Below are 18,895 nucleotides of genomic sequence, written 5' to 3' on the forward strand. Positions count from 1 at the left end.
TGGATCGCCCGCCCCAGTGCGCAATTGCGCACAAGGCGGGCGATGACGGTTGAGTATGTGGTGCGCGTACCCCACCACATCGTCGTCCCGGCGAAGGCCGGGACCCATACCCACAGGATTGAGCTTGGGGAAGACTGATAGTTGCGCGTCTTCGCGCGGTACGACGTCCGCGCGCCTTCGATAGATTCCGCGGTATGGGTCCCGGCCTTCGCCGGGACGACGTTGAGAGGGTTCAGCTAAGCCACCGCTCAATTCGAGCTGTCGATCAAGCTCTCCAGCAGCCGCTTCAATTCGCTCGTCGACTTGTCGCCGTAGCTTTCGAGGATGTGCTCCTCCTGGTCGACTGCGAGCGAGTTGAGCTTCTTGCACAGCACCTTGCCGCGGTCGGAGATGAACATCAAAACCTTGCGGCGGTCGTTGGGGTCCTGCACGCGATAGACCAGCGTGTCGGAGACCATGCGGTCGATCATCTTGGTCAGCGTCGGATGGTTGAGCAGCACGGCATCCGCAAGCTCGCCCATCGAATGGCCGTTGCCGTCCGACAGGACCTTGAGAATGCGCCACTGCTCGACGGGAACGCCTTCCTTGCTCAAGCGCAGTTCCAGCTGCCGGTTGATCTCCCGGTTGGCTTGCGCGAGCAAATAAGCGAGGTGGGCGGTGATCGGGGAGTTTTCTTTCGACGGTTTTGCCACGGCTAAGACTTCGTCTTGACCCAAATGAGTGAATGTCTTGCAATCGATGCTGCATCTATATGCACTTCAATTCTTGAATATTCAATATTTTCAAAATAGGATGATTGCCTAACAAAAGGGCGGATGCCGCGACCGCCTGCTGAATGTGCTTTCAAGTCTGGTGCCAGACAGGAGTTGGCGTGCGCGCGACGGTAAACTTCCCGGCTCACGGCGGTCCGGCGTTGCCGCCGTCCTTGCTGTTCAGGAATCTGTCGTCGTCGGCGGCCGACTTCGACCTGTCTCCGGTTGACGCGCATTTCATGAAGCGCCGCGGTGCGCGCAACAAGCTGCGCATCGGCAATTTCCTCACCTTCACCGGCTCGCCCGGAATCTGGGGCCCGACCTCCACCAACAGCGCGATGCTGGCGATTGCCGAGATCAACAAGCGCGGCGGCATTCTCGGGCGCGAGCTGGAGCTGTCGATCTACGATTCCGGCGGTCCGATCGACGAGGTGGTGCGGCGCGCCGAGCAGGCGATCGTCTTCGACGAGGTCGATCTGATCATGGGATCGCATATCAGCGCGGTCCGCGTCGCGCTGCGCAAGGTCACCGGCAACCGCATCCCCTACATCTACACGCCGGTCTATGAAGGCGGTGAGYGCACGCCGGGCGTGATGGCGATCGGCGAGACGCCACGCTGGCAGAGCCGCCCCGCCATCCACTGGCTCGCGGACGTCAAGAAGGCGGCGCGCTGGTACCTGATCGGCAGCGACTATGTCTGGCCCTGGCAGTCGCATCGCGCGGTGAAGCGCTACATCAAGGAAGCCGGCGGCCAGGTCGTCGGCGAGGAGTTCGTCCCCGTCGGCGAGGACAATCACGAGCCGCATCTGGCGCGCATCCGCGCCGCCAAGCCGGACGTGGTGCTGATCTCGCTGATCGGCACCGACAGCATCACCTTCAACCGCGCCTTCGCGGAAGCCGGCCTCGCCACCTCGACGCTGCGGCTTGCGGGTGCGATGGACGAGACCGTGCTGCTCGGCATCGGGGCCGACAACACCGAGAATTTGTTCTGCGCGTCCGGCTATTTCAACTGCATGGCCTCGCGCGCCAATGACGAGTTCCTCACTGGCTATCAGGCCATGTTCGGTCCGCACGCGCCGCCGGTCGGCTCCGTGGGCCAGTCGAACTATGAGGGGCTGCGCTTTCTGGAGGCCGTGGCCAACCGGGCCGGGTCGCTCGCATTGAAACCGCTGTTGAAGGCGGCGCGCAACACGGTCTACACCGCCGGCCGCGGTCCGGTGACCATACGCGACGGCCGCGCCGAAATGCCGATGTATCTCGCCGAGGCCGACGGCCTCGACTTCAAGCTGATCAGGACGCTCTGAAACCGGCCGCGCACCGGGTCGCGGCGGAGGTCCGAAATAATACTTGAAAAGGAAAATATTTCCGTTTGTAATACAAACGTGAAGCCGAATGGCCCGCGTCGTGCACGCGGGGCATCAGCGCTTCCGTCAAAAGCCAGGGATCAAGAAGCCTCAAGGAGAGCGCCGTGACAGTTGCCCTTCCCACGCCAGCCCAGTTGCGCAGCGTCGCCGAGCAGTGCGGCCTCGCGCTGACCGACGAAGACGTCGCCTCGTTCCGCGGCCTGATGCAGGGCTCGATCGAGGCCTACAATCTTGTCGGCGCGATGCCGGATGAAGTGCCGGAGGTGAAATATCCGCGCACCCCGGGCTATCGGCCGTCACCGGAGGAAAATCCGCGCAATGCCTGGTACCGCAAGTCGACCGTCAAGGGCGCGGCGAGCGGCAAGCTCAAGGGCAAGACCGTCGCGCTGAAGGACAACATCATGCTCGCCGGCGTTCCCATGATGAACGGCTCGGCGACGCTGGAAGGCTATGTCCCCGATTTTGACGCCACCATCGTCACGCGCATGCTCGATGCCGGCGCCGAGATCGCCGGCAAGGTGCATTGCGAATCCTTCTGCATGTCCGGCGGCAGCCACACCGGCGCGGTCGGCGCGGTGCATAATCCGCACAAGATGGGCTATTCGGCCGGCGGCTCGTCCTCCGGTTCCGGCGTCGTCGTAGCCCTCGGCGAGGTCGACATGGCGATCGGCGGCGACCAGGGTGGCTCGATCCGCATGCCGTCCTCGTTCTGCGGCACCTATGGCATGAAGCCGACCTGGGGCCTCGTGCCCTATACCGGCATCATGCCGATCGAGATTTTCGTCGATCACACCGGCCCGATGACGGCGACCGTTGCCGACAACGCGCTGCTGCTCGAAGTGCTGGCCGGCGACGATGGCTATGACCCGCGCATCAAGGCGCCGAAGGTCGAGGACTACACCAAGGCGCTCGGCCAGGGCGTGAAGGGCATGAAGATCGGCATTTTGAAGGAAGGCTTTGAGCAGCCGACCGCCGAAGCCGCCGTCAACGAAAGCGTGCGCGAGGCGGCCAAGCGCTTCAAGGATCTCGGCGCCACCGTCGAGACCGTCTCGATCCCGATGCATCTCGTCGGCCCTGCGATCTGGACGCCGATCGGCACCGAGGGCATGACCCAGACCATGATGTATGGCGACGGCTATGGCCTCAGCCGGTCCGACCTCTATTCCACCTCGCTGATGGATTTCCATCGCGGCTGGCGGCGCCAGGCGGACTCGCTGTCGGAGACGACAAAGCTGTTCCTGCTGCTCGGCACCTATATCAACAACAATTTCGGTCCGCGCTATTACGGCAAGGCGCTCAACATCTCCCGCCGCCTCACCGCGGCCTACGACAAGGCCTTCAGGGATTACGATCTGCTGCTGCTGCCGACCACGCCGATGAAGGCGACCAAGCTGCCGGAGCCGACCGCCAGCCGTGAGGACTACGTCGCCCGCGCGCTGGAGATGATCGGCAACACCGCGCCGTTCGACATCACCCATCATCCCGCGATGTCGCTGCCCTGCGGCATGGTCGACGGCCTCCCCGTCGGCCTGATGCTGGTCGGCCGCATGTTCGAGGAAGCGACGATTTATCGCGCCGCGCATGCCTTCGAGCAGATCGGCGACTGGAAGAAGATGTGAGCGAGGTGCTGATGCAGACGGACGGAACAGCACCAAATGGCTAACGCGTTCGTCGCGGCGTTCGAGATTCTGAGCTTCGGCGCGATCATCGTCCTGATCGTGCTGGGGCTCGGGATCATCGCCAGCATGATGGGCATCTTCAACTTCGCGCAGGGCGAGTTCGTGCTGCTCGGGGCCTACATCACCTATCTCGCCTACGCCAAGGGCCTGCCGATCTGGACCGGCATGGTCGCGGCGCCCTTCGTGGTCGGCGCGCTCGGCTTCGTGCTGGAGGCGCTGATCATCCGTCGCTTCTACGCCGCGCCGATCGTGGCGATGCTCGGCACCTACGCGCTCGGCCTGATCATCCGGGAATCCGTGCGCGGCCTGATCGGCGGCTTCTACCTCACCGTGCCCGAGCCGATCGGCGGCTCGATCGATATCGGCGCCATGCACATCTCGGCCTGGCGCTTCACCATCATCGTCATCACGCTGCTGGTGATGGCAGGCTGCTATCTCCTGCTCTCGCGCACCAGTTTTGGCTTACGCGTGCGTGCCACTTTGGAAAATCCATCGCTGGCCCGCGCCTCCGGCATCTCCACGCCGCTGATCTACGGCGCGACGTTTGCGTTCGGTGCGGCGCTCGCCGGCCTTGCCGGCGCGCTGATCGTGCCGGTGTTCAGCCTGTTCGCCGATCTCGGCCTGCGCTTCCTGATCCAGGGCTTTGTCGCGGTGATGGTCGGCGGCGTCGGCTCCTTCATCGGGCCGGTCGCGGGTGCCGGCGTCATCGGCACGCTCAGCGCCGCGCTGCCATGGGTGATGGCGCCGGTCGTCGCCGATGTCCTCGTCTTCGTCCTTGCCATTGTCTTCATCAAATTCCGGCCACAGGGCCTCATCGCTGGAAAAGGGGTTTAGTCATGTTTGCAGATCGCACCAATCTCACGCGCCGTCGCTTCCTCTCCAATTTCGCCTTTGCCACCGGCGCGGTCGCGACCGGCGTCGGCAGCTGGGTGATCCCGGCCGGCTGGGCCAATGCGGCTGAAGGCCCGATCAAGGTCGGCATCGCGACCGATCTCACCGGCCCGATCGCCTATGCCGGCACGGCGGACGCCAACGTCGCCAAGATGCTGATCAAGCAGATGAACGATGCCGGCGGCCTGCTCGGCCGTCCGCTCGAGCTCTACATCGAGGACACCGCGTCGAACGAATCCGTTGCCGTCGGCAACGTGCGAAAGCTGATCCAGCGCGACAAGGTCGACATGGTGCTGGGCGGCATCACCTCGTCGATGCGCAACGCGATCAAGGACCCGATCGTCGCCCGCGGCAAGACGCTCTACATCTATCCGCAGCTCTACGAAGGCAAGGAGTGCACGCCGTATCTGTTCTGCACCGGGCCGACGCCGGCGCAGCAATGCGACGAATTCATCCCCTGGCTGATCAAGAACGGCGGCAAGAAGTTCGCGTTGCCGAGCGCCAACTATGTCTGGCCGCACACGCTCAACGTCTATGCCCGCAAGGTGATCGAATCCAACGGCGGCGAGGTGGTGTTCGAGGAATATTATCCGCTCGACCAGGTCGACTTCTCGTCGACCGTCAACCGCATCATCTCCAACAAGGTCGACGTCGTCTTCAACACCGTCATTCCGCCGGGTGTAGGCCCGTTCTTCAAGCAGCTCTATGAAGCGGGCTTCCTCAAGAACGGCGGTCGTCTCGCCTGCGTCTACTATGACGAGAACACGCTCAACATCAACCAGGCCGCCGAGATCGAGGGGCTCGCAAGCTGCCTCGACTATTTCAAGGTGCTGACCAAGGAGGATGCGTTCAACGCAAAGATCCAGGCGGCCTACGAGAAGGATTTTCCGGGCAACTTCCTGTTCGCCGCCGGCAGCGCCGCCACCGGCACCTATCGTGGCCTCAAGCTGTGGGAGGCGGCCGTCAAGGAAGCGGGCAAGATCGACCGCGAGTCGGTTGCCGCCGCGCTCGACCATGCCAAGATCGCCGAAGGTCCGGGCGGACCGGCCGAGATGGTGCCGGGCAAGCGACACTGCAAGATGAAGATGTACACCGCGGTCGCCAAGGGCGGCAACTACGAGATCGTCGGACGCAGCAACGGCCTCGTCGATCCCAAGGAATGCTAAAGAGGAATGCTGACAAGGAATGCCAACAAGGAATGCTGAGGCGGAATGCCGAAGTCCATGAGTGTGGTAAGAGAGGCCATCGTCGCCGACGAAGCGGACGATGCGATGGCTGAACGCGCGGCAGCGGGACAGGTCAAGGCAGGACGAAAAGTCCTGCCGATCGTGGAGGGCGTGGTGTTCGCCGCGGCGCTGCTCGCGCCGCTGGTGCTGCAGGACTATCTCACCGTGTTCGCGACGCGCGTGATCATCCTCGCACTGTTCGCGCTGTCGTTCGATCTGGTCTGGGGCTATGCCGGCATCATGAGCTTTGGCCAGGCCCTGTTCTTCGGCTCGGCTGGCTATGGCGTGGCGCTGCTCGCGCGCGATCTCGACATCACCAACATCTTCCTGGTGCTGCCGGCGGGCACGATCATCGGCCTCACCTTTGCGCTGCTGCTTGGCGGTTTTCTTCTGCTTGGACGACATCCCTCCAGCGTGATCTTCGTCTCGCTGGGCACGCTGACCGGCTCCTACGCCGCCGACCGGCTGGCGCGCGGCTGGTATTATCTCGGCGGCCAGAACGGCATCCCCTCGATCGCGCCGATGACGCTCGGCGGCTACGAATTCTCGGAAGGGCCGGCCTTCTACTATCTCGTGCTCGGCATTCTCGTGGTCGTCTACCTGCTCTGCCGCTTCCTGGTGCGCTCGCAGTTCGGGCTGGCGCTTGCGGGCCTGCGCGAGAACGAGCAGCGCATCGCCTTCTTCGGCTACAAGACGCAGCATCTCAAGGCGATCATCTTCACCATCGGCGGCGCCGTCGCGGGCCTCGCCGGCAGCCTCTATGCCTTCCACGAGGGCTTCGTCTGGCCCAACATGGTCGGCGTCGTGGTCTCGACCCAGGTGGTGCTCTACGTGCTGTTCGGCGGCTCCGGCACGTTGATCGGCGCCGTGATCGGCGCCGTCATCGTCGAGGGCGTCAGCTTCTGGCTGTCGGACAATTACCGCGAGATCTGGCCGATCATCCTCGGCGTTCTGCTGCTGCTGGTGATCCTGTTCCGGCCGCTCGGCCTGATCAGCTTCGTGCTCGGCGAGCGCGAGCGGGTCGGAAGCTTTGGCGGCAAGCCCAAGGAGAGTAAAAAGGAGAAGCGCAATGCCGCTCCTTGAGGCCGCGGGCATCAGGAAGGTGTTTGGCAAGCTCACCGCGCTCGACGGTGCCGCGCTGACCGTCGGCGAGAACGAGTTTCACGGCCTGATCGGTCCGAACGGCTCGGGCAAGAGCACGCTGATGAAGTGCATCGCCGGCGCCGAGGTGCCCACCCAGGGCAAGGTCTCGTTCGTCAACGCCGACATCACCGCGTTCACGCCGACCGAACGCGCCCGCGCCGGCATGAGCCTGAAATTCCAGATCACCAGCGTGCTGCCGACGCTGACGCTCTACGACAACATCCTGCTCGCGCTGCAGGCGCAGTCCTCGCTGTTCGACCTCCTGTTCTCGCGCACCCGCAGCGTGTTGCACGACCAGGTCATGACCATGCTCACCCAGTTTCGCCTCGCCGATCGCGCCTTCGATGCGGCGGCGGCGCTGTCGCACGGCCAGCAGCAATGGCTGGAGATCGCGATGGCGCTCGCGGGCAAGCCGAAATTGTTGCTGCTCGATGAGCCGACCGGCGGCATGAGCCTGGAGGAGCGCCGCGTCACCGGCGAATTGCTGCAGCCGATCAAGCAGCATTGCTCGCTCGTCATCGTCGAGCACGACCTCGATTTCATCCGCGACATCTGTGATCGGTTGACCGTGCTCGACCAGGGCAAGGTGCTGGCATCCGGTACCGTGTCCGAGATCCAGGCCAACAAGGCCGTCCAGGAGATTTATCTGCGCCGTGCCTGAATTTTTGGACATCAAGCATCTCGACGCCGGCTATGGCCGCAGCCAGGTCCTGTTCGACGTCAACCTCGGCATTCCCTGGCGCGGCGGCGTCGCCGTGCTGGGGCGCAACGGTGCCGGCAAGACCACGCTGATGAAGACCATCGTCGGCGAGCTGCCGGCGTGGAAGGGCGAGGTCGCCTTCGACGGCCGCGACATCAGCCGCCGCCGTACCGAAGAGCGCGTGCGCGCCGGCATCGGTTACGTGCCGCAGGAGCATTCGGTGTTCGCGCGCCTGTCGGTGCGCGACAATCTCGCCGTCGGCTCGCTCGCGAGCAAGAACGCCGACATGGTCGACCGCGTGCTGACGATCTTCCCCAAGCTCGGCCAGCGCCTCGACCAGCCCGCCGGCACGCTCTCCGGCGGCGAGCGCAAGATGCTGGCGATCGGCCGCGCCATGCTCGGCGAACCGAAACTGCTGCTGCTGGATGAGCCGACCGAAGGCGTCTGGATCGGCGTGATCGAGGAAATCACCGAGCGCCTGATCGAGCTCGCCAAGGAGATCGCCGTCATCATCGTCGAGCAGCACCTCGACCTCGCGCTCCGCGTCGCCGATTACGCCTACGTGCTGGACCGCGGAAGGGTCGCGCTACAGGGCGCGGCGGGTGAGGTGAGGGGGAACCCGGAGCTGCTGCGATATCTGGCGCCGTAGGGGACGCAGCTCGCCTTTGAGGCAGGCGCGACACTCTCGCCCCGACCTCAACTGTCATACCCCGCGAAGGCGGGGCATCCAGTACGCCGCAGCTTCTCGATCGATAACGACCGCCTCTGGAATACTGGATTCCCCGCCTTCGTGGGGAATGACGACGTCGGGCTTGGATGGAGCCGAGAGTAACGCGCGGAGTTGCCGCCGCCCTACTTCACCGCGGAAAACCGGCTGTCGAACGAGTTCGCCGGCACGACGGGTGCGGCACCCGCGAACTGCGCACTGCTCGTTTCAGCAGCGCCATCCGACACCGAGGGCTTCAGCGCCGGCCGCGTCGCGGCGAGGCGCGTGTCCGGCTTTACCGGCTCGGGCGGCTTCACGGCGACGACTGACTTCGGCGCCTGGGGCTGCGGGGCGGGCTTGGCGGCGGCGACTGCCGGCTTGGCGGGCGCGGCTGGCGCTGCTGCGGCCGGCGGCGGGGCCGAGGCGGTGGCCGTGGTGTCGGCGGTGCCCATGCCCATCTTGCGGGCGAGGCCGGAGAAGAAGCCGCCGGATTTCTCGGCCGGCTGAGCTGCGGCGACGCGGGTGTTGGCGGCGGGCGCGGCGACGGCGACGACCGGCTCCTCCTGCGGCGCAGAGGCTGCGGCCGCATCGAGATTCGGCTTGGGCGGATTGACGTGTCCGGGAATCGTGCCGGGCGCCTTCGACATCGCCAGCATCTGCAGCGTGTTGCCCTCGGCGCCTTCGGACAGGCCGGTCGAGCCTTCCGGAATCTTCGCGGCGAAGATCTTGTTCATGCCGCCGTCGATGCCGGTGTTCATGCGCGCCACCGGCGTGCCGCGGGAGACCAGCTTGGCGTATTCGGCCTCGTCCTTCGCCTGCTTCTCGCGCACGGCGCTGGCGACGTCCTCGGGGACCACATAGGCCGGGCATTTTGCCGAGGCATCAAACACCGGATCACGCTTGGCGTCGGGCGCCTTTGCCGCGTCGAAAACGTATTTCCGCTCGCAGAAATCGACCTTCGGCTCCTGCCGCGTCACCTCGAAATGATCGTAGCCTTCCTTGATCATCTTCCAGAAGGCCATGTTCGGATTGTTGCGGTGCTTGGCCATGTTCACCGGCGTCATCTTGAACGGATAGGCCTGGAGCTGGAACGCCTTCTGGCCGCCGAAGAACGACTCGCGGCCGAGCGAGTAGATCTCCGCGATCTGCTCGTCCGTCATCGCGTAGCAGCCGCGCGACGAACAGTCGCCGTGCACCATCAGCTGCGAGCCGGTGCGGCCGAGCGCCTTGTCGAACGCGTTCGGGTAGCCGGTGTTGAACGACAGGTAATAGGCCGATTGCGGATTCATCTGGCCGGGGTTGATCGAATAGAAACCCTCTGGCGCCTGGCGGTCGCCTTCGCGCACCTTCGGGCCGAGATCGCCGGACCAGCGGCAGATCGGATAGGTCTTGAGCAGCGCGAACTGGCCCGAGCGGGTCTGCTTCCAGACCTCGAGCTCGGCCTCCTGCTTGAACAGGCGCACCAGGATCGGCGATTGCAGGTCCATGTCCTTCTCGACCATCGCGGCGAGAAGCTTTGGCGGCACCGGCTGGTTGGCCTTGGCGTTGGTCGCGAGCGAGACCTGGTCGGTGTCGCAGCCGGCCAGCAGGACACTGGCCGTCAGCAGCGCAACCGAAGCCACAAGCGCGCGAGCAAGCGAACGAGAAATCAAGATGGACCCCACACCGTGCCGGGCAAGTCGCGCGAACCCCAATCTTGGAGCATGGCCTGACCGGACATCCGGACCCGTCGTGACGGCTTTCGTCGAGACGGGCTTTTCGAGACCAAACCCCAGCGCTTATGCCCTGAAGCCATTGATTAAAATTCTAACCTCTGGGTCATGACGTCGCAACCCGAGCGGGGATCACGAGCCCGTTGGCCCATCGGCATGGTCAACAGAGACTAAACCTGGACGCTACCTCGGCCCTTACGCTGGGCCTTACTTGGGACGCTACTTGGGCCATCCGGCCGAATTGGGACTGAGATCGCTGATTTGGGCAAAAAAAGGGTTAATGCGGGGTTACCGGGGGCGTGGGGGAGGTCTGCCGGGGCATCAAACTCGCTGTCGTCCTGGCGAAAGCCAGGACCCATAACCCCAGGGAGTGGTTTGGCGAAGATTCGTCGTTCGGTACTCCTGGCGCCCCCAATCGAGAGATTCCGCGGTATGGGTCCTGGCTTTCGCCAGGACGACGGCGGAGGGCGACGTGTCCGACAGGTCCAAAACCGCCAGAATCAGCCCAGTTTCCGGCCGATATCGAGGAATTTCTGCCGCCGCAGCTTGCGGACGGCGTCCGCGTCCAGGTTCCGCAGTTCGTCAAAGGCCCTGGCGATGGCCTCACCGGTGGTGGCGATCATGGCGGCGGGGTCGCGGTGGGCGCCGCCGACCGGCTCCTTCAGGATGCTGTCGATCACCCCGAAGCGGAGCATGTCCTGGGCGGTGATCTTCATGTTGTTGGCGGCTTCCTGCGCCTTGGTGCCGTCGCGCCAGAGGATCGAGGAGGCGGCCTCCGGCGAGATCACGCTGTAGATCGCGTGCTCCAGCATCAAGACCTTGTTGGTGGTGGTGATCGCGATCGCCCCGCCCGACATGCCCTCGCCGGTGATGATCGCGACGTTGGGCACGCCCAGCGCCATGCAGGCATCGGTCGAGCGTGCGATCGCCTCGGCCTGTCCGCGCTCTTCCGCGCCGATGCCGGGATAGGCGCCGGCGGAATCCACGATCGACAGCACCGGCAGGCCGAACCGTTCGGCCATCTCCATCAGCCGCACGGCCTTGCGATAGCCTTCGGGCCGCGCCATGCCAAAATTGTGCTTGATGCGGCTGTCGGTGGAATCGCCCTTCTCCTGGCCCATCACGCAGATCGCTTCGCCGCGGAAGCGGCCAAAACCCGCGACCAGCGCCTCGTCCTCGCCGAACTTGCGGTCGCCGGCGAGCGGGGTGAACTCGGTGATCAGGCCCTTGATGAAGTCGGAGAAATGCGGCCGCTGCGGATGGCGCGCGACCAGCGTCTTCTGCCAGGGCGTCAGGTTCGTATAGAGGTCGGCCAACGCCTGCGCCGCCTTGTCCTCGATCCGCCCGATCTCATCGGCGATGTCGGTCCCGGAGGCCGCAAGCGTGCGCAATTCGTCGAGCTTGGAATCGAGCTCGGCGACGGGCTTTTCGAAATCGAGATAGCTGCGCATCTGGTCTGGCATCAACTCAATATAGGGGGACGGGGCAATGAGGCGAAGCGAGGTTGGCTGTCTCGGACAGAAGTGTAGCTTCTTCAAGGGGTTGACCTGTGCACTCGCAGGGAGCGCGCCAAATCACGAATGAGGCCACGGCTCTTTCTGCGGAGATGTGGCCGAAGTCAAGGCGGTTTCGCTCGCGGTCCGTAGCCCGGATGGAGCGAAGCGTAATCCGGGAAGGTCTATCCGCAACGTGAGAACCCCGGATTTCGCTGCGCTCCATCCGGGCTTACGGAAGACTTACTTCTCCGCCAGCGGGTGCAGGTCGCGCACCAGGCTCTTCAGGCGCTCCTCGACCACATGGGTGTAGATCTGCGTCGTCGAGATGTCGGTGTGGCCGAGCAGGGTCTGCACGATGCGCAAGTCGGCGCCGTTGTGCAGCAGGTGGCTGGCAAAAGCGTGGCGCAGCACGTGCGGGGACACCAGCCGTGCCTGGAGGCCGGAAGCAACCGCGAGTTCCTTGAGGTCGCGGGCAAAATGCTGCCGCGTCAGGTGCCCGCTCTCGCCGAACGAGGGAAACAGCCATTTCGAGGCGGCGAGGTTGCTCTTCTTCCCGGTCTTGCTGTTTTCCTTGGCAGCTTCCGTCGCCGCGAGATAATCCGCCATCGCCTGCCGCGACGCTTCGTTGAGCGGCACCAGCCGCTCCTTGTCGCCCTTGCCGCGCACCACGATCATGCGGGCGTCGCGCTTGGCCGCCGTGCGCGGCAGCGCCACCAGCTCGGAGACGCGCAAGCCCGTGGCGTAAAGCACCTCCAGCAGGCAATAGAGCCTAAGCGAGCGCAGCCGCTGCGAGGGCGAGGCATCGGCCGCCTCGCTCATCTCCTTGGCGCGGCGGAGCATGCGGTCGACATCCGATATCGACAGCACCTTCGGCAGGCCGCGGCCGCGCTTCGGGCCGGACAGGATCGCCGCGGGATCCTCAGCTCGGATGCGCTCGTTCAGGAGGAAGCGGAACAAATGCCGCATCGCCGACAGCCGCCGCGCGACGCTGGAGGATTTGAAGCCGCGTGTGTCGAGATCGGCGAGGTAGTCGCGCAGCGTCTGCGTCTCGGCATCCACAAAGCTGTGGCCGGCGCGGGCGAGGAATTCCGAGAAGTCGGTGAGGTCGCGGCGGTAGGCGTCGAGCGTGTTGGGGCCGGCGCCCTGTTCCGCCGCGAGCATGTCGAGGAACAGGCCGGTGAGCTTGATGTCTGAGGGCTTGCTGGTGGACGATTTGGCGCGCATGCCCCGCAGCCTAGCCCCTATTTCTTGAGAAACTTGTCAGCCGGGATCGTCACCGTCATTTCCCGCGATTTCGGATTGACGAAGTTCGCCAGCGCGAAGATCACGCCATAGACGATGCCGGCGATCACGGCGACGGCCGTCAGGAAGCGGAACAGGCTGGGCATCGGCAAGATCTCGGAGAGGGTCCAGGCGAGGTCTGAGATAGGCAAATTAACCAATGAAATCATCCAACATGTTCGCCGTTTCGTGGCAAGAGTCCTCTGGCGAGGGCCCTTTTGGGGTCGTATAGGTGGCCGGATGCCGCATCTGGCGGCAGATCGAGCGAGGGACATGTCCGACGCCGCGTTGCCAGCACCTGCCTCGCCTGAGGCCGACATCGTGTCGGCCCTGGGAGCGCGTTCGATCGTGCTGGTCGGCATGATGGGGGTCGGCAAGTCCACCATCGGCCGTCGCATGGCGGCGCGGCTCAAGCTGCCCTTCGTCGATGCCGACACCGAGATCGAGGCGGCGGCCGGCATGACCATACCGGAGATTTTCGAGCGCCATGGCGAGCCGCATTTCCGCGACGGCGAGGCGCGGGTGATCGCGCGGCTGCTGGACGGTGGTCCGATCGTGCTGGCGACCGGCGGCGGCGCCTTCATGCGCGAGGAGACGCGCACGCGCATCGCGGCGAAAGCGGTCTCGATCTGGCTCAAGGCGGATCACGACGTCATCATGCGGCGCGTTCGCCGCCGCGCCGACCGCCCGCTGCTGCAAACGGCCGATCCCGAAGGCACCGTCACCCGGCTGCTCACCGAGCGCGAGCCGGTCTATGGCCATGCCGACCTCACCATCGCCTCGCGCGACGTGCCGCACGACAAGATCGTCGAGGAGACCATCGCGACGCTGCGCGCCCATCTCTGCGGCGAACGGGCCGCGTCCCAGCCACCAGCCGACGTCGCGAGTGCCGTACGATGACTGCGCCCTTGAAACATTCCGATCCCGTGAACGTCGACGTCGCGCTCGGCGATCGTGCCTATGACATCGTCATCGGCCGCGGCGTGCTGGCCTCGCTCGGCGAACGCGTCGCGCGCTTGCGTCCGGGCGTGCGCACCGCGATCGTGACCGACCGCACCGTGGCAAAACACTGGCTCCAGCCCGCCGAGGCGTCGCTGGCGGCGGCCGGCATTCCGACCACGCGCGTCGTGGTCGAGGAAGGCGAGATCTCGAAGACCTATGCCGGCCTCGAGAAGGTCAGCGAAGCCCTGATCGCGGCAAAGATCGAGCGCAACGATCTCGTCATCGCGCTCGGCGGCGGCGTGGTCGGCGATCTCGCGGGCTTCGCCGCTGCGATCCTGCGCCGCGGCGTCGATTTCGTGCAGGTGCCGACCTCGCTGCTGGCGCAGGTCGATTCCTCGGTCGGCGGCAAGACCGGCATCAACTCGCCGCAGGGCAAGAACCTGCTCGGCGCCTTCCACCAGCCGGTGCTGGTGATCGCCGACACCGCCGTGCTCGACACGCTGTCGCCGCGGCAGTTCCGCGCCGGCTATGCCGAGGTCGCCAAATACGGCGTGCTCGGCGACGAGGCCTTCTTTACCTGGCTGGAGAAGAACCATTCCGACATCTTCAAGGGCGGTTCGGCCCGCGAGCATGCGATCGCGACCTCCTGCCGCGCCAAGGCCGGAATCGTCTCGCGCGACGAGCGCGAGACCGGCGAACGCGCGCTGCTCAATCTCGGCCACACTTTCGGCCATGCGCTGGAAGCCGCGACCGGCTTCTCCGACCGCCTGTTCCACGGCGAGGGCGTCGCGATCGGCATGACGCTGGCGGCGCAGTTCTCGGCCAGGCTCGGCATGATCGGCGAGGCGGATGCCGCCCGCGTCGAGCGCCATCTTGTTGAAGCGGGCCTGCCGACGCGCCTGCAGGATATCGCGGGCTTCGCGCAGGAAGGGCTCAGCGACGCCGACGCGCTGATGGCCCTGATGGCGCAGGACAAGAAGGTCAAGCGCGGCAAGCTCACCTTCATCCTGCTGGAGGCTGTCGGGCGCGCCGTCATCGCCAAGGACGTCGAGCCGGCCCCGGTGCGCGATTTCCTCAAGGAGAAGCTCGCGCGCAAGGCGTGATGGGCGGCCGAACGGCGCTAAAGCATGATCCGGAAAAGTGCGCGGTGGTTTTCCGAAAAGATCATGCTCAAATAATAGAGCGTTTCGAGCGAAGTGGGTACCGGTTCGCGTCAGGAAAACGCGTCAAGACTAGAAACCAGAGTGGTGCATGGACTGGCTCGGATTCTCCATTGTAATTCTCTGCCTGCTCGTCTCGGGGTTCTTCGCCGCGAGCGAGACCGCGCTGACCGGCGCCTCGCGCGCCAGCATGCTGCGGCTCTCCAAGCAGGGTAATCACGACGCCGACGTGGTCTCGCAACTGCTCGACATGCGCGAGCGCCTGATCGGCGCGCTGCTGCTCGGCAACAACATCGCCAATATCAGCGCATCCGCATTGGCCACCAGCATCTTCACCGCCTGGTTCGGCGATGTCGGCGTGCTCTATGCGACCGGCGTGATGACCGTGCTGGTCGTGATCTTCGCGGAAGTCCTGCCCAAGACCATCGCCATCAACGCGCCCGACCGCATGGCGCTGGCGGTCGCGCGCCCGATGCGGCTGACCATGTACGTGCTGGGACCGCTGCTCCACGTGGTCGAGATCGTGGTGCGCGTGTTGATGCGGCTGTTCGGCCTTGCCGGCGAGCACCAGGCGATCCTGTCGCCGACCGAGCGCCTGCGCGGCGCGGTCGACCTCCTGCACCACGAGGGCAAGGTCGAGAAGCAGGACCGCGACATGCTCGGCGGCCTCCTGGATCTGCGCGAGCTCCAGGTCTCCGACGTCATGATCCATCGCACCGAGATGATGATGATCAACGCCGACCTGCCGCCGGAAGATCTGGTGCGCGAGGTGCTGGCGACCGAATACACCCGCATTCCGCTGTGGCGCGAGAAGCCGGAAAACATCATCGGCGTGCTCCACGCCAAGGATCTGTTGCGCGCGATCCGGGCCTCGGACGGCGACACCTCGCGCATCGACGTCTCCACCATCGCGCTGCCGCCCTGGTTCGTGCCGGAGATGCGCCCCGTCTCCGAGCAGCTCAAGGCGTTCCGCCGCCGCAAGACACATTTCGCGCTGGTCGTCGACGAGTATGGCGAAGTTGAAGGTCTTGTGACACTGGAAGACATTCTGGAAGAGATTGTCGGTGACATCTCCGACGAGCACGACGTCGTGGTCGCCGGCGTGCGCGCCCAGCCGGACGGCTCCGTCGTGGTCGACGGCTCGGTGCCGATCCGCGATCTCAACCGCGCCATGGACTGGCACCTGCCCGATGAAGAGGCAACCACGGTCGCCGGCCTCGTCATTCACGAGGCGCGCTCGATCCCCGACCGCGGCCAGAGCTTCACCTTCCACGGCTTCCGCTTCCGCGTGCTGCGCCGTGAGCGCAACCGCATCACCGCGCTCCGTATTTCACCGGTGCCGCGCGAGGCGGAGCTGGAAGAAGCCAAGCCGCGGCGGGCCGGGACGTCGTTTTGACGCACACTCGGCGTCATCGCCCGCCTTGTGCGCACTTGCGCACTGGGGCGGGCGATCCAGTACGCCGCGGCCTATCGGTTGAATCTCGACAGCAGTGTTTACTGGATGCCCCGACGGAGCCTGTCATCGGGCTCGCCGAAGGCGAGACCCGGTGGCGGGGCATGACAGGACGACTTGTCGCGCCTTTACCCTTCCCCCGGCGCCTGCGCGTGGATCGCGAGCGCATGCACGCTGCCGGAGAGTTCCGCGGCCAGCGCCGAATTTATCATGCGATGGCGCTCGACCCGGCTCTTCCCTTTGAAGGCCGGCGATACGATATAGACACGAAAGTGCGTCTCGCCGCTCGGCCGATGGCCGGCGTGGCCCTCATGCAAATGTGACTCGTCGACGACCTGCAGGCTTTCCGGCGTGAAAGCTTCCTGCAACTTGTTGCTGATAATGTCTCTGGTAGCCATGTGAGTCCATTAATGCGTGCGATCGCACTCCGTCAATTGCCGGGGTAGCCGCTAATTGCAATGTCAAGACTTGAAGGTTTTTGCATTGCGTAGTCAAAGTTGGTCATGCCGATCGATTCATCAAAGTTCTTCGACTCCATCCGCGTCAAGCCGACCAAGGGCAAGGCGGAGGCGAAGCCGCGCGACACCGTGGCCAATTGCGAATGGGCCGGGTGTCAGAACAAGGGCGCCCACCGCGCGCCCAAGGGCCGCGACAATTCGCGCGAATATTGGCATTTCTGTCTCAATCACGTGCGCGAGTACAACCAGTCCTACAATTTCTTCTCCGGCATGAACGCCGACGCCGTCGCGCGCTACCAGAAGGACGCGCTCACCGGCCACCGTCCGACCTGGAAGATGGGTGCCAATGGCGGCGTCAAGAAGGGCGCGGAGGCCGAGATCGACGGTGCCTTCGATCCGTTCAGCATGTTCCAGGAGCTCAACGGCCGCTCCGGCTGGCGCAAGGGTCCGGAGGCTCAGCCCAAGGTCGAAACGCGCAAGGTGATGAACGCCGAGCGCAAGGCTCTCCAGGTCATGGGCCTCGGCCCCAGCGCGACGCTCGCCGACGTCAAGTCCAAGTACAAGGCGCTGGTGAAGCAGCACCACCCCGACGCCAACGGCGGCGACCGCTCCACCGAAGACCGCCTGATCGAGATCATCAAGGCCTATAATTATCTGAAGACTGTGGTGCGGGAGGCCTAGGCGACGACCTCGGGGAAGGACAGTTCGCAAACCAGTCCTTCCGGCCTCCATTGCCGGATAACCTTTCCTCCCAAGGTCCGGATGATGCCATCGATCGCGCCGACCCCGAAGCCCCTGCGCGTCGTCGGCTCGTTGACCCGGGGGCCGCCGCTCTCCGACCAGTGCAGCACGAGAGGCTGTGCATCATTGGTCACCCAACGGATCTCCAGCGTGCCCGAAGGCGTCGACAGCGATCCGTATTTGGCAGCGTTGGTCGCCAGCTCATGCAGCGCGACTGCGATCGACTGGGCGAGGGTAGGCGGCAGATGGACGTCGTCTCCCGCGATCCTGATCCGCTCGCCGTCCCGGCTGGCGTAGGGCCGCAATTCCTCTTCGACGATGGTCTTCAGATTCGCACCGGTCCAGCGCGAGGCCGAGAACAGCCTCTGCACGTTGGCAAGGGCGCTGAGCCGGCCCTGAAACGCGGCCTGGAACTCTTCTGCGGTGTCTGCCTTCGTCAGCCGCAGCATTGCCTGAGCCACTGCGAGCAGATTGTTCGAACGATGGTCGACCTCGGAGGTGAGGAGCATCATCCGCTGCTCGGCCTGCTTGCGGGCCGTGATGTCGACCAGCATGTTCACCGCCCCAACCAATCGGCCGCGTTTGTCGCGCAGCGGCGTCGGATACGGCATGAAGCAGATCCGGGAGCCGTCCGGCCGTTCGGCCACGGCTTCGACATCGCGCACGGGCCGGTTCTGCCTGAGCGCGACGGCCATCGGGCATTCATCGTGCGGGAGCGGCGTGCCGTCAGGCAGGTAGAGCTTCCATGTCACGCACCACATCTCGCCGATCTTTGGCGTGCGTCCGGCAAAATCGACGCAGGCGCGATTGAAGAATGTGATGCGGCCGTCTGCGTCGGTTGTGTAGACCGCGGCGGGCAACGCCTGCAGCAAGTCGCGAAAGCGCCTTTCGGAATCGGCGTCGGCCTCGCTCCGGCGCGTCGCATAGCTGGCGGCGATCTCGCCGATCCTGGCCTCGTCCGAATGTCCTAACAAGTCCAGCATCGCGTTCCTGATCTACCGGGGGCAGATAGGTAAGTCGCCAGGTGCGCGCGTGTTCCTGCATGGCCGGCAGGCCGTCCTCGCGATCACGGTCTCGTGCGGCGTGTTGCGCTGGGGCGTTTAGCCAAGCAGCCGTGGCCCGGATGGAGCGTCGGCGTCATCCGGGACTTTCTCGCACAGCAATTCCCCGGATTACGCTTCGCTCCATCCC

18 protein-coding genes are annotated in these 18,895 nt (G+C 64.9%); 11 read left to right on the forward strand and 7 right to left on the reverse strand.

The annotated features are described in order from the left end of the window. Nucleotides 1-248: 248 nt before the first annotated feature. Entirely contained in the window at nucleotides 249-692 is a 444-nt protein-coding gene (locus ACXJMY_RS14545; protein ID WP_456620031.1) for a MarR family winged helix-turn-helix transcriptional regulator, read from the reverse strand. A 179-nt stretch (nucleotides 693-871) separates the two neighbouring features. Here ACXJMY_RS14545 and ACXJMY_RS14550 point away from each other — a divergent pair, with 179 nt between their 5' ends. The 7 genes from ACXJMY_RS14550 (at nucleotide 872) to ACXJMY_RS14580 (ending at nucleotide 8,404) form a co-directional block, all read left to right on the forward strand. Beyond that, the gene (locus ACXJMY_RS14550; protein WP_456620032.1) at nucleotides 872-2,056 is read left to right on the forward strand and encodes a substrate-binding domain-containing protein; all 1,185 of its coding nucleotides are present in this window, start codon (nucleotides 872-874) and stop codon (nucleotides 2,054-2,056) included. Between the two features lie 164 nt (nucleotides 2,057-2,220). Continuing rightward, nucleotides 2,221-3,735, forward strand: coding sequence for an amidase (locus ACXJMY_RS14555; protein WP_456620033.1), 1,515 nt, complete (start codon nucleotides 2,221-2,223; stop codon nucleotides 3,733-3,735). 36 nt (nucleotides 3,736-3,771) lie between these two features. Next, a complete protein-coding gene (locus ACXJMY_RS14560; RefSeq protein WP_456620034.1) occupies nucleotides 3,772-4,629 on the forward strand; it encodes a branched-chain amino acid ABC transporter permease in 858 nt (285 codons plus the stop codon). Between the two features lie 2 nt (nucleotides 4,630-4,631). Further along, nucleotides 4,632-5,852: a substrate-binding protein gene (locus tag ACXJMY_RS14565; RefSeq protein WP_456620035.1), complete on the forward strand. Its 1,221-nt coding sequence runs from the start codon at nucleotides 4,632-4,634 to the stop codon at nucleotides 5,850-5,852. A gap of 45 nt (nucleotides 5,853-5,897) precedes the next feature. Further along, nucleotides 5,898-6,995 carry a branched-chain amino acid ABC transporter permease gene (locus ACXJMY_RS14570; protein ID WP_456620036.1) on the forward strand — a complete coding sequence of 366 codons (1,098 nt, stop codon included), beginning with the start codon at nucleotides 5,898-5,900 and terminating at the stop codon, nucleotides 6,993-6,995. Next, nucleotides 6,982-7,716 carry an ABC transporter ATP-binding protein gene (locus tag ACXJMY_RS14575; protein WP_456620037.1) on the forward strand — a complete coding sequence of 245 codons (735 nt, stop codon included), beginning with the start codon at nucleotides 6,982-6,984 and terminating at the stop codon, nucleotides 7,714-7,716. Before ACXJMY_RS14570 ends, ACXJMY_RS14575 begins: the two co-directional genes overlap by 14 nt. After that, a complete protein-coding gene (locus tag ACXJMY_RS14580; protein ID WP_456620038.1) occupies nucleotides 7,709-8,404 on the forward strand; it encodes a branched-chain amino acid ABC transporter ATP-binding protein in 696 nt (231 codons plus the stop codon). Before ACXJMY_RS14575 ends, ACXJMY_RS14580 begins: the two co-directional genes overlap by 8 nt. A gap of 203 nt (nucleotides 8,405-8,607) precedes the next feature. On the opposite strand, the gene ACXJMY_RS14585 is transcribed toward ACXJMY_RS14580, so the two are convergent. The 4 genes from ACXJMY_RS14585 to ACXJMY_RS14600 all read right to left on the reverse strand — a co-directional run bounded on the left by ACXJMY_RS14585 (nucleotide 8,608) and on the right by ACXJMY_RS14600 (nucleotide 13,057). Continuing rightward, nucleotides 8,608-10,113 (reverse strand): L,D-transpeptidase family protein, encoded by a 1,506-nt coding sequence (locus ACXJMY_RS14585; protein ID WP_456620039.1) that lies wholly within the window; start codon nucleotides 10,111-10,113, stop codon nucleotides 8,608-8,610. A 560-nt stretch (nucleotides 10,114-10,673) separates the two neighbouring features. Further along, nucleotides 10,674-11,636: an acetyl-CoA carboxylase carboxyltransferase subunit alpha gene (locus ACXJMY_RS14590; RefSeq protein ID WP_456620040.1), complete on the reverse strand. Its 963-nt coding sequence runs from the start codon at nucleotides 11,634-11,636 to the stop codon at nucleotides 10,674-10,676. 273 nt (nucleotides 11,637-11,909) lie between these two features. Next, the gene (gene xerD / locus ACXJMY_RS14595; protein WP_456620041.1) at nucleotides 11,910-12,893 is read right to left on the reverse strand and encodes a site-specific tyrosine recombinase XerD; all 984 of its coding nucleotides are present in this window, start codon (nucleotides 12,891-12,893) and stop codon (nucleotides 11,910-11,912) included. A 17-nt stretch (nucleotides 12,894-12,910) separates the two neighbouring features. Continuing rightward, entirely contained in the window at nucleotides 12,911-13,057 is a 147-nt protein-coding gene (locus ACXJMY_RS14600) for a histidine kinase (RefSeq protein ID WP_456620042.1), read from the reverse strand. Nucleotides 13,058-13,223: 166 nt separating this feature from the next. Here ACXJMY_RS14600 and ACXJMY_RS14605 point away from each other — a divergent pair, with 166 nt between their 5' ends. From ACXJMY_RS14605 to ACXJMY_RS14615, 3 genes are all read left to right on the forward strand, one after another. Beyond that, nucleotides 13,224-13,850: a shikimate kinase gene (locus ACXJMY_RS14605; RefSeq protein ID WP_456620043.1), complete on the forward strand. Its 627-nt coding sequence runs from the start codon at nucleotides 13,224-13,226 to the stop codon at nucleotides 13,848-13,850. Further along, nucleotides 13,847-14,995: a 3-dehydroquinate synthase gene (gene aroB, locus ACXJMY_RS14610; protein WP_456620044.1), complete on the forward strand. Its 1,149-nt coding sequence runs from the start codon at nucleotides 13,847-13,849 to the stop codon at nucleotides 14,993-14,995. The genes ACXJMY_RS14605 and aroB overlap by 4 nt, the downstream gene beginning before the upstream one ends. Nucleotides 14,996-15,143: 148 nt before the next feature. Next, nucleotides 15,144-16,448 carry an HlyC/CorC family transporter gene (locus tag ACXJMY_RS14615; RefSeq protein WP_456620045.1) on the forward strand — a complete coding sequence of 435 codons (1,305 nt, stop codon included), beginning with the start codon at nucleotides 15,144-15,146 and terminating at the stop codon, nucleotides 16,446-16,448. Nucleotides 16,449-16,633: 185 nt separating this feature from the next. On the opposite strand, the gene ACXJMY_RS14620 is transcribed toward ACXJMY_RS14615, so the two are convergent. Further along, on the reverse strand, nucleotides 16,634-16,903 hold the full coding sequence (locus ACXJMY_RS14620) for a BolA family protein (protein ID WP_456620046.1): 270 nt from the start codon (nucleotides 16,901-16,903) through the stop codon (nucleotides 16,634-16,636). Nucleotides 16,904-17,008: 105 nt separating this feature from the next. Between ACXJMY_RS14620 and ACXJMY_RS14625 the strand changes: the two genes are divergently transcribed. After that, nucleotides 17,009-17,644, forward strand: a complete 636-nt coding sequence (locus tag ACXJMY_RS14625; RefSeq protein ID WP_456620047.1) for a J domain-containing protein — start codon at nucleotides 17,009-17,011, stop codon at nucleotides 17,642-17,644. Here the strand turns inward: ACXJMY_RS14625 and ACXJMY_RS14630 are convergent. After that, nucleotides 17,641-18,687: a sensor histidine kinase gene (locus tag ACXJMY_RS14630; protein ID WP_456620048.1), complete on the reverse strand. Its 1,047-nt coding sequence runs from the start codon at nucleotides 18,685-18,687 to the stop codon at nucleotides 17,641-17,643. The two genes, ACXJMY_RS14625 and ACXJMY_RS14630, sit on opposite strands and share 4 nt — an antisense overlap. Between the last annotated feature and the right edge of the window lie 208 nt (nucleotides 18,688-18,895).

The sequence above is a fragment of the Bradyrhizobium sp. P5_C12 genome (assembly GCF_054049735.1).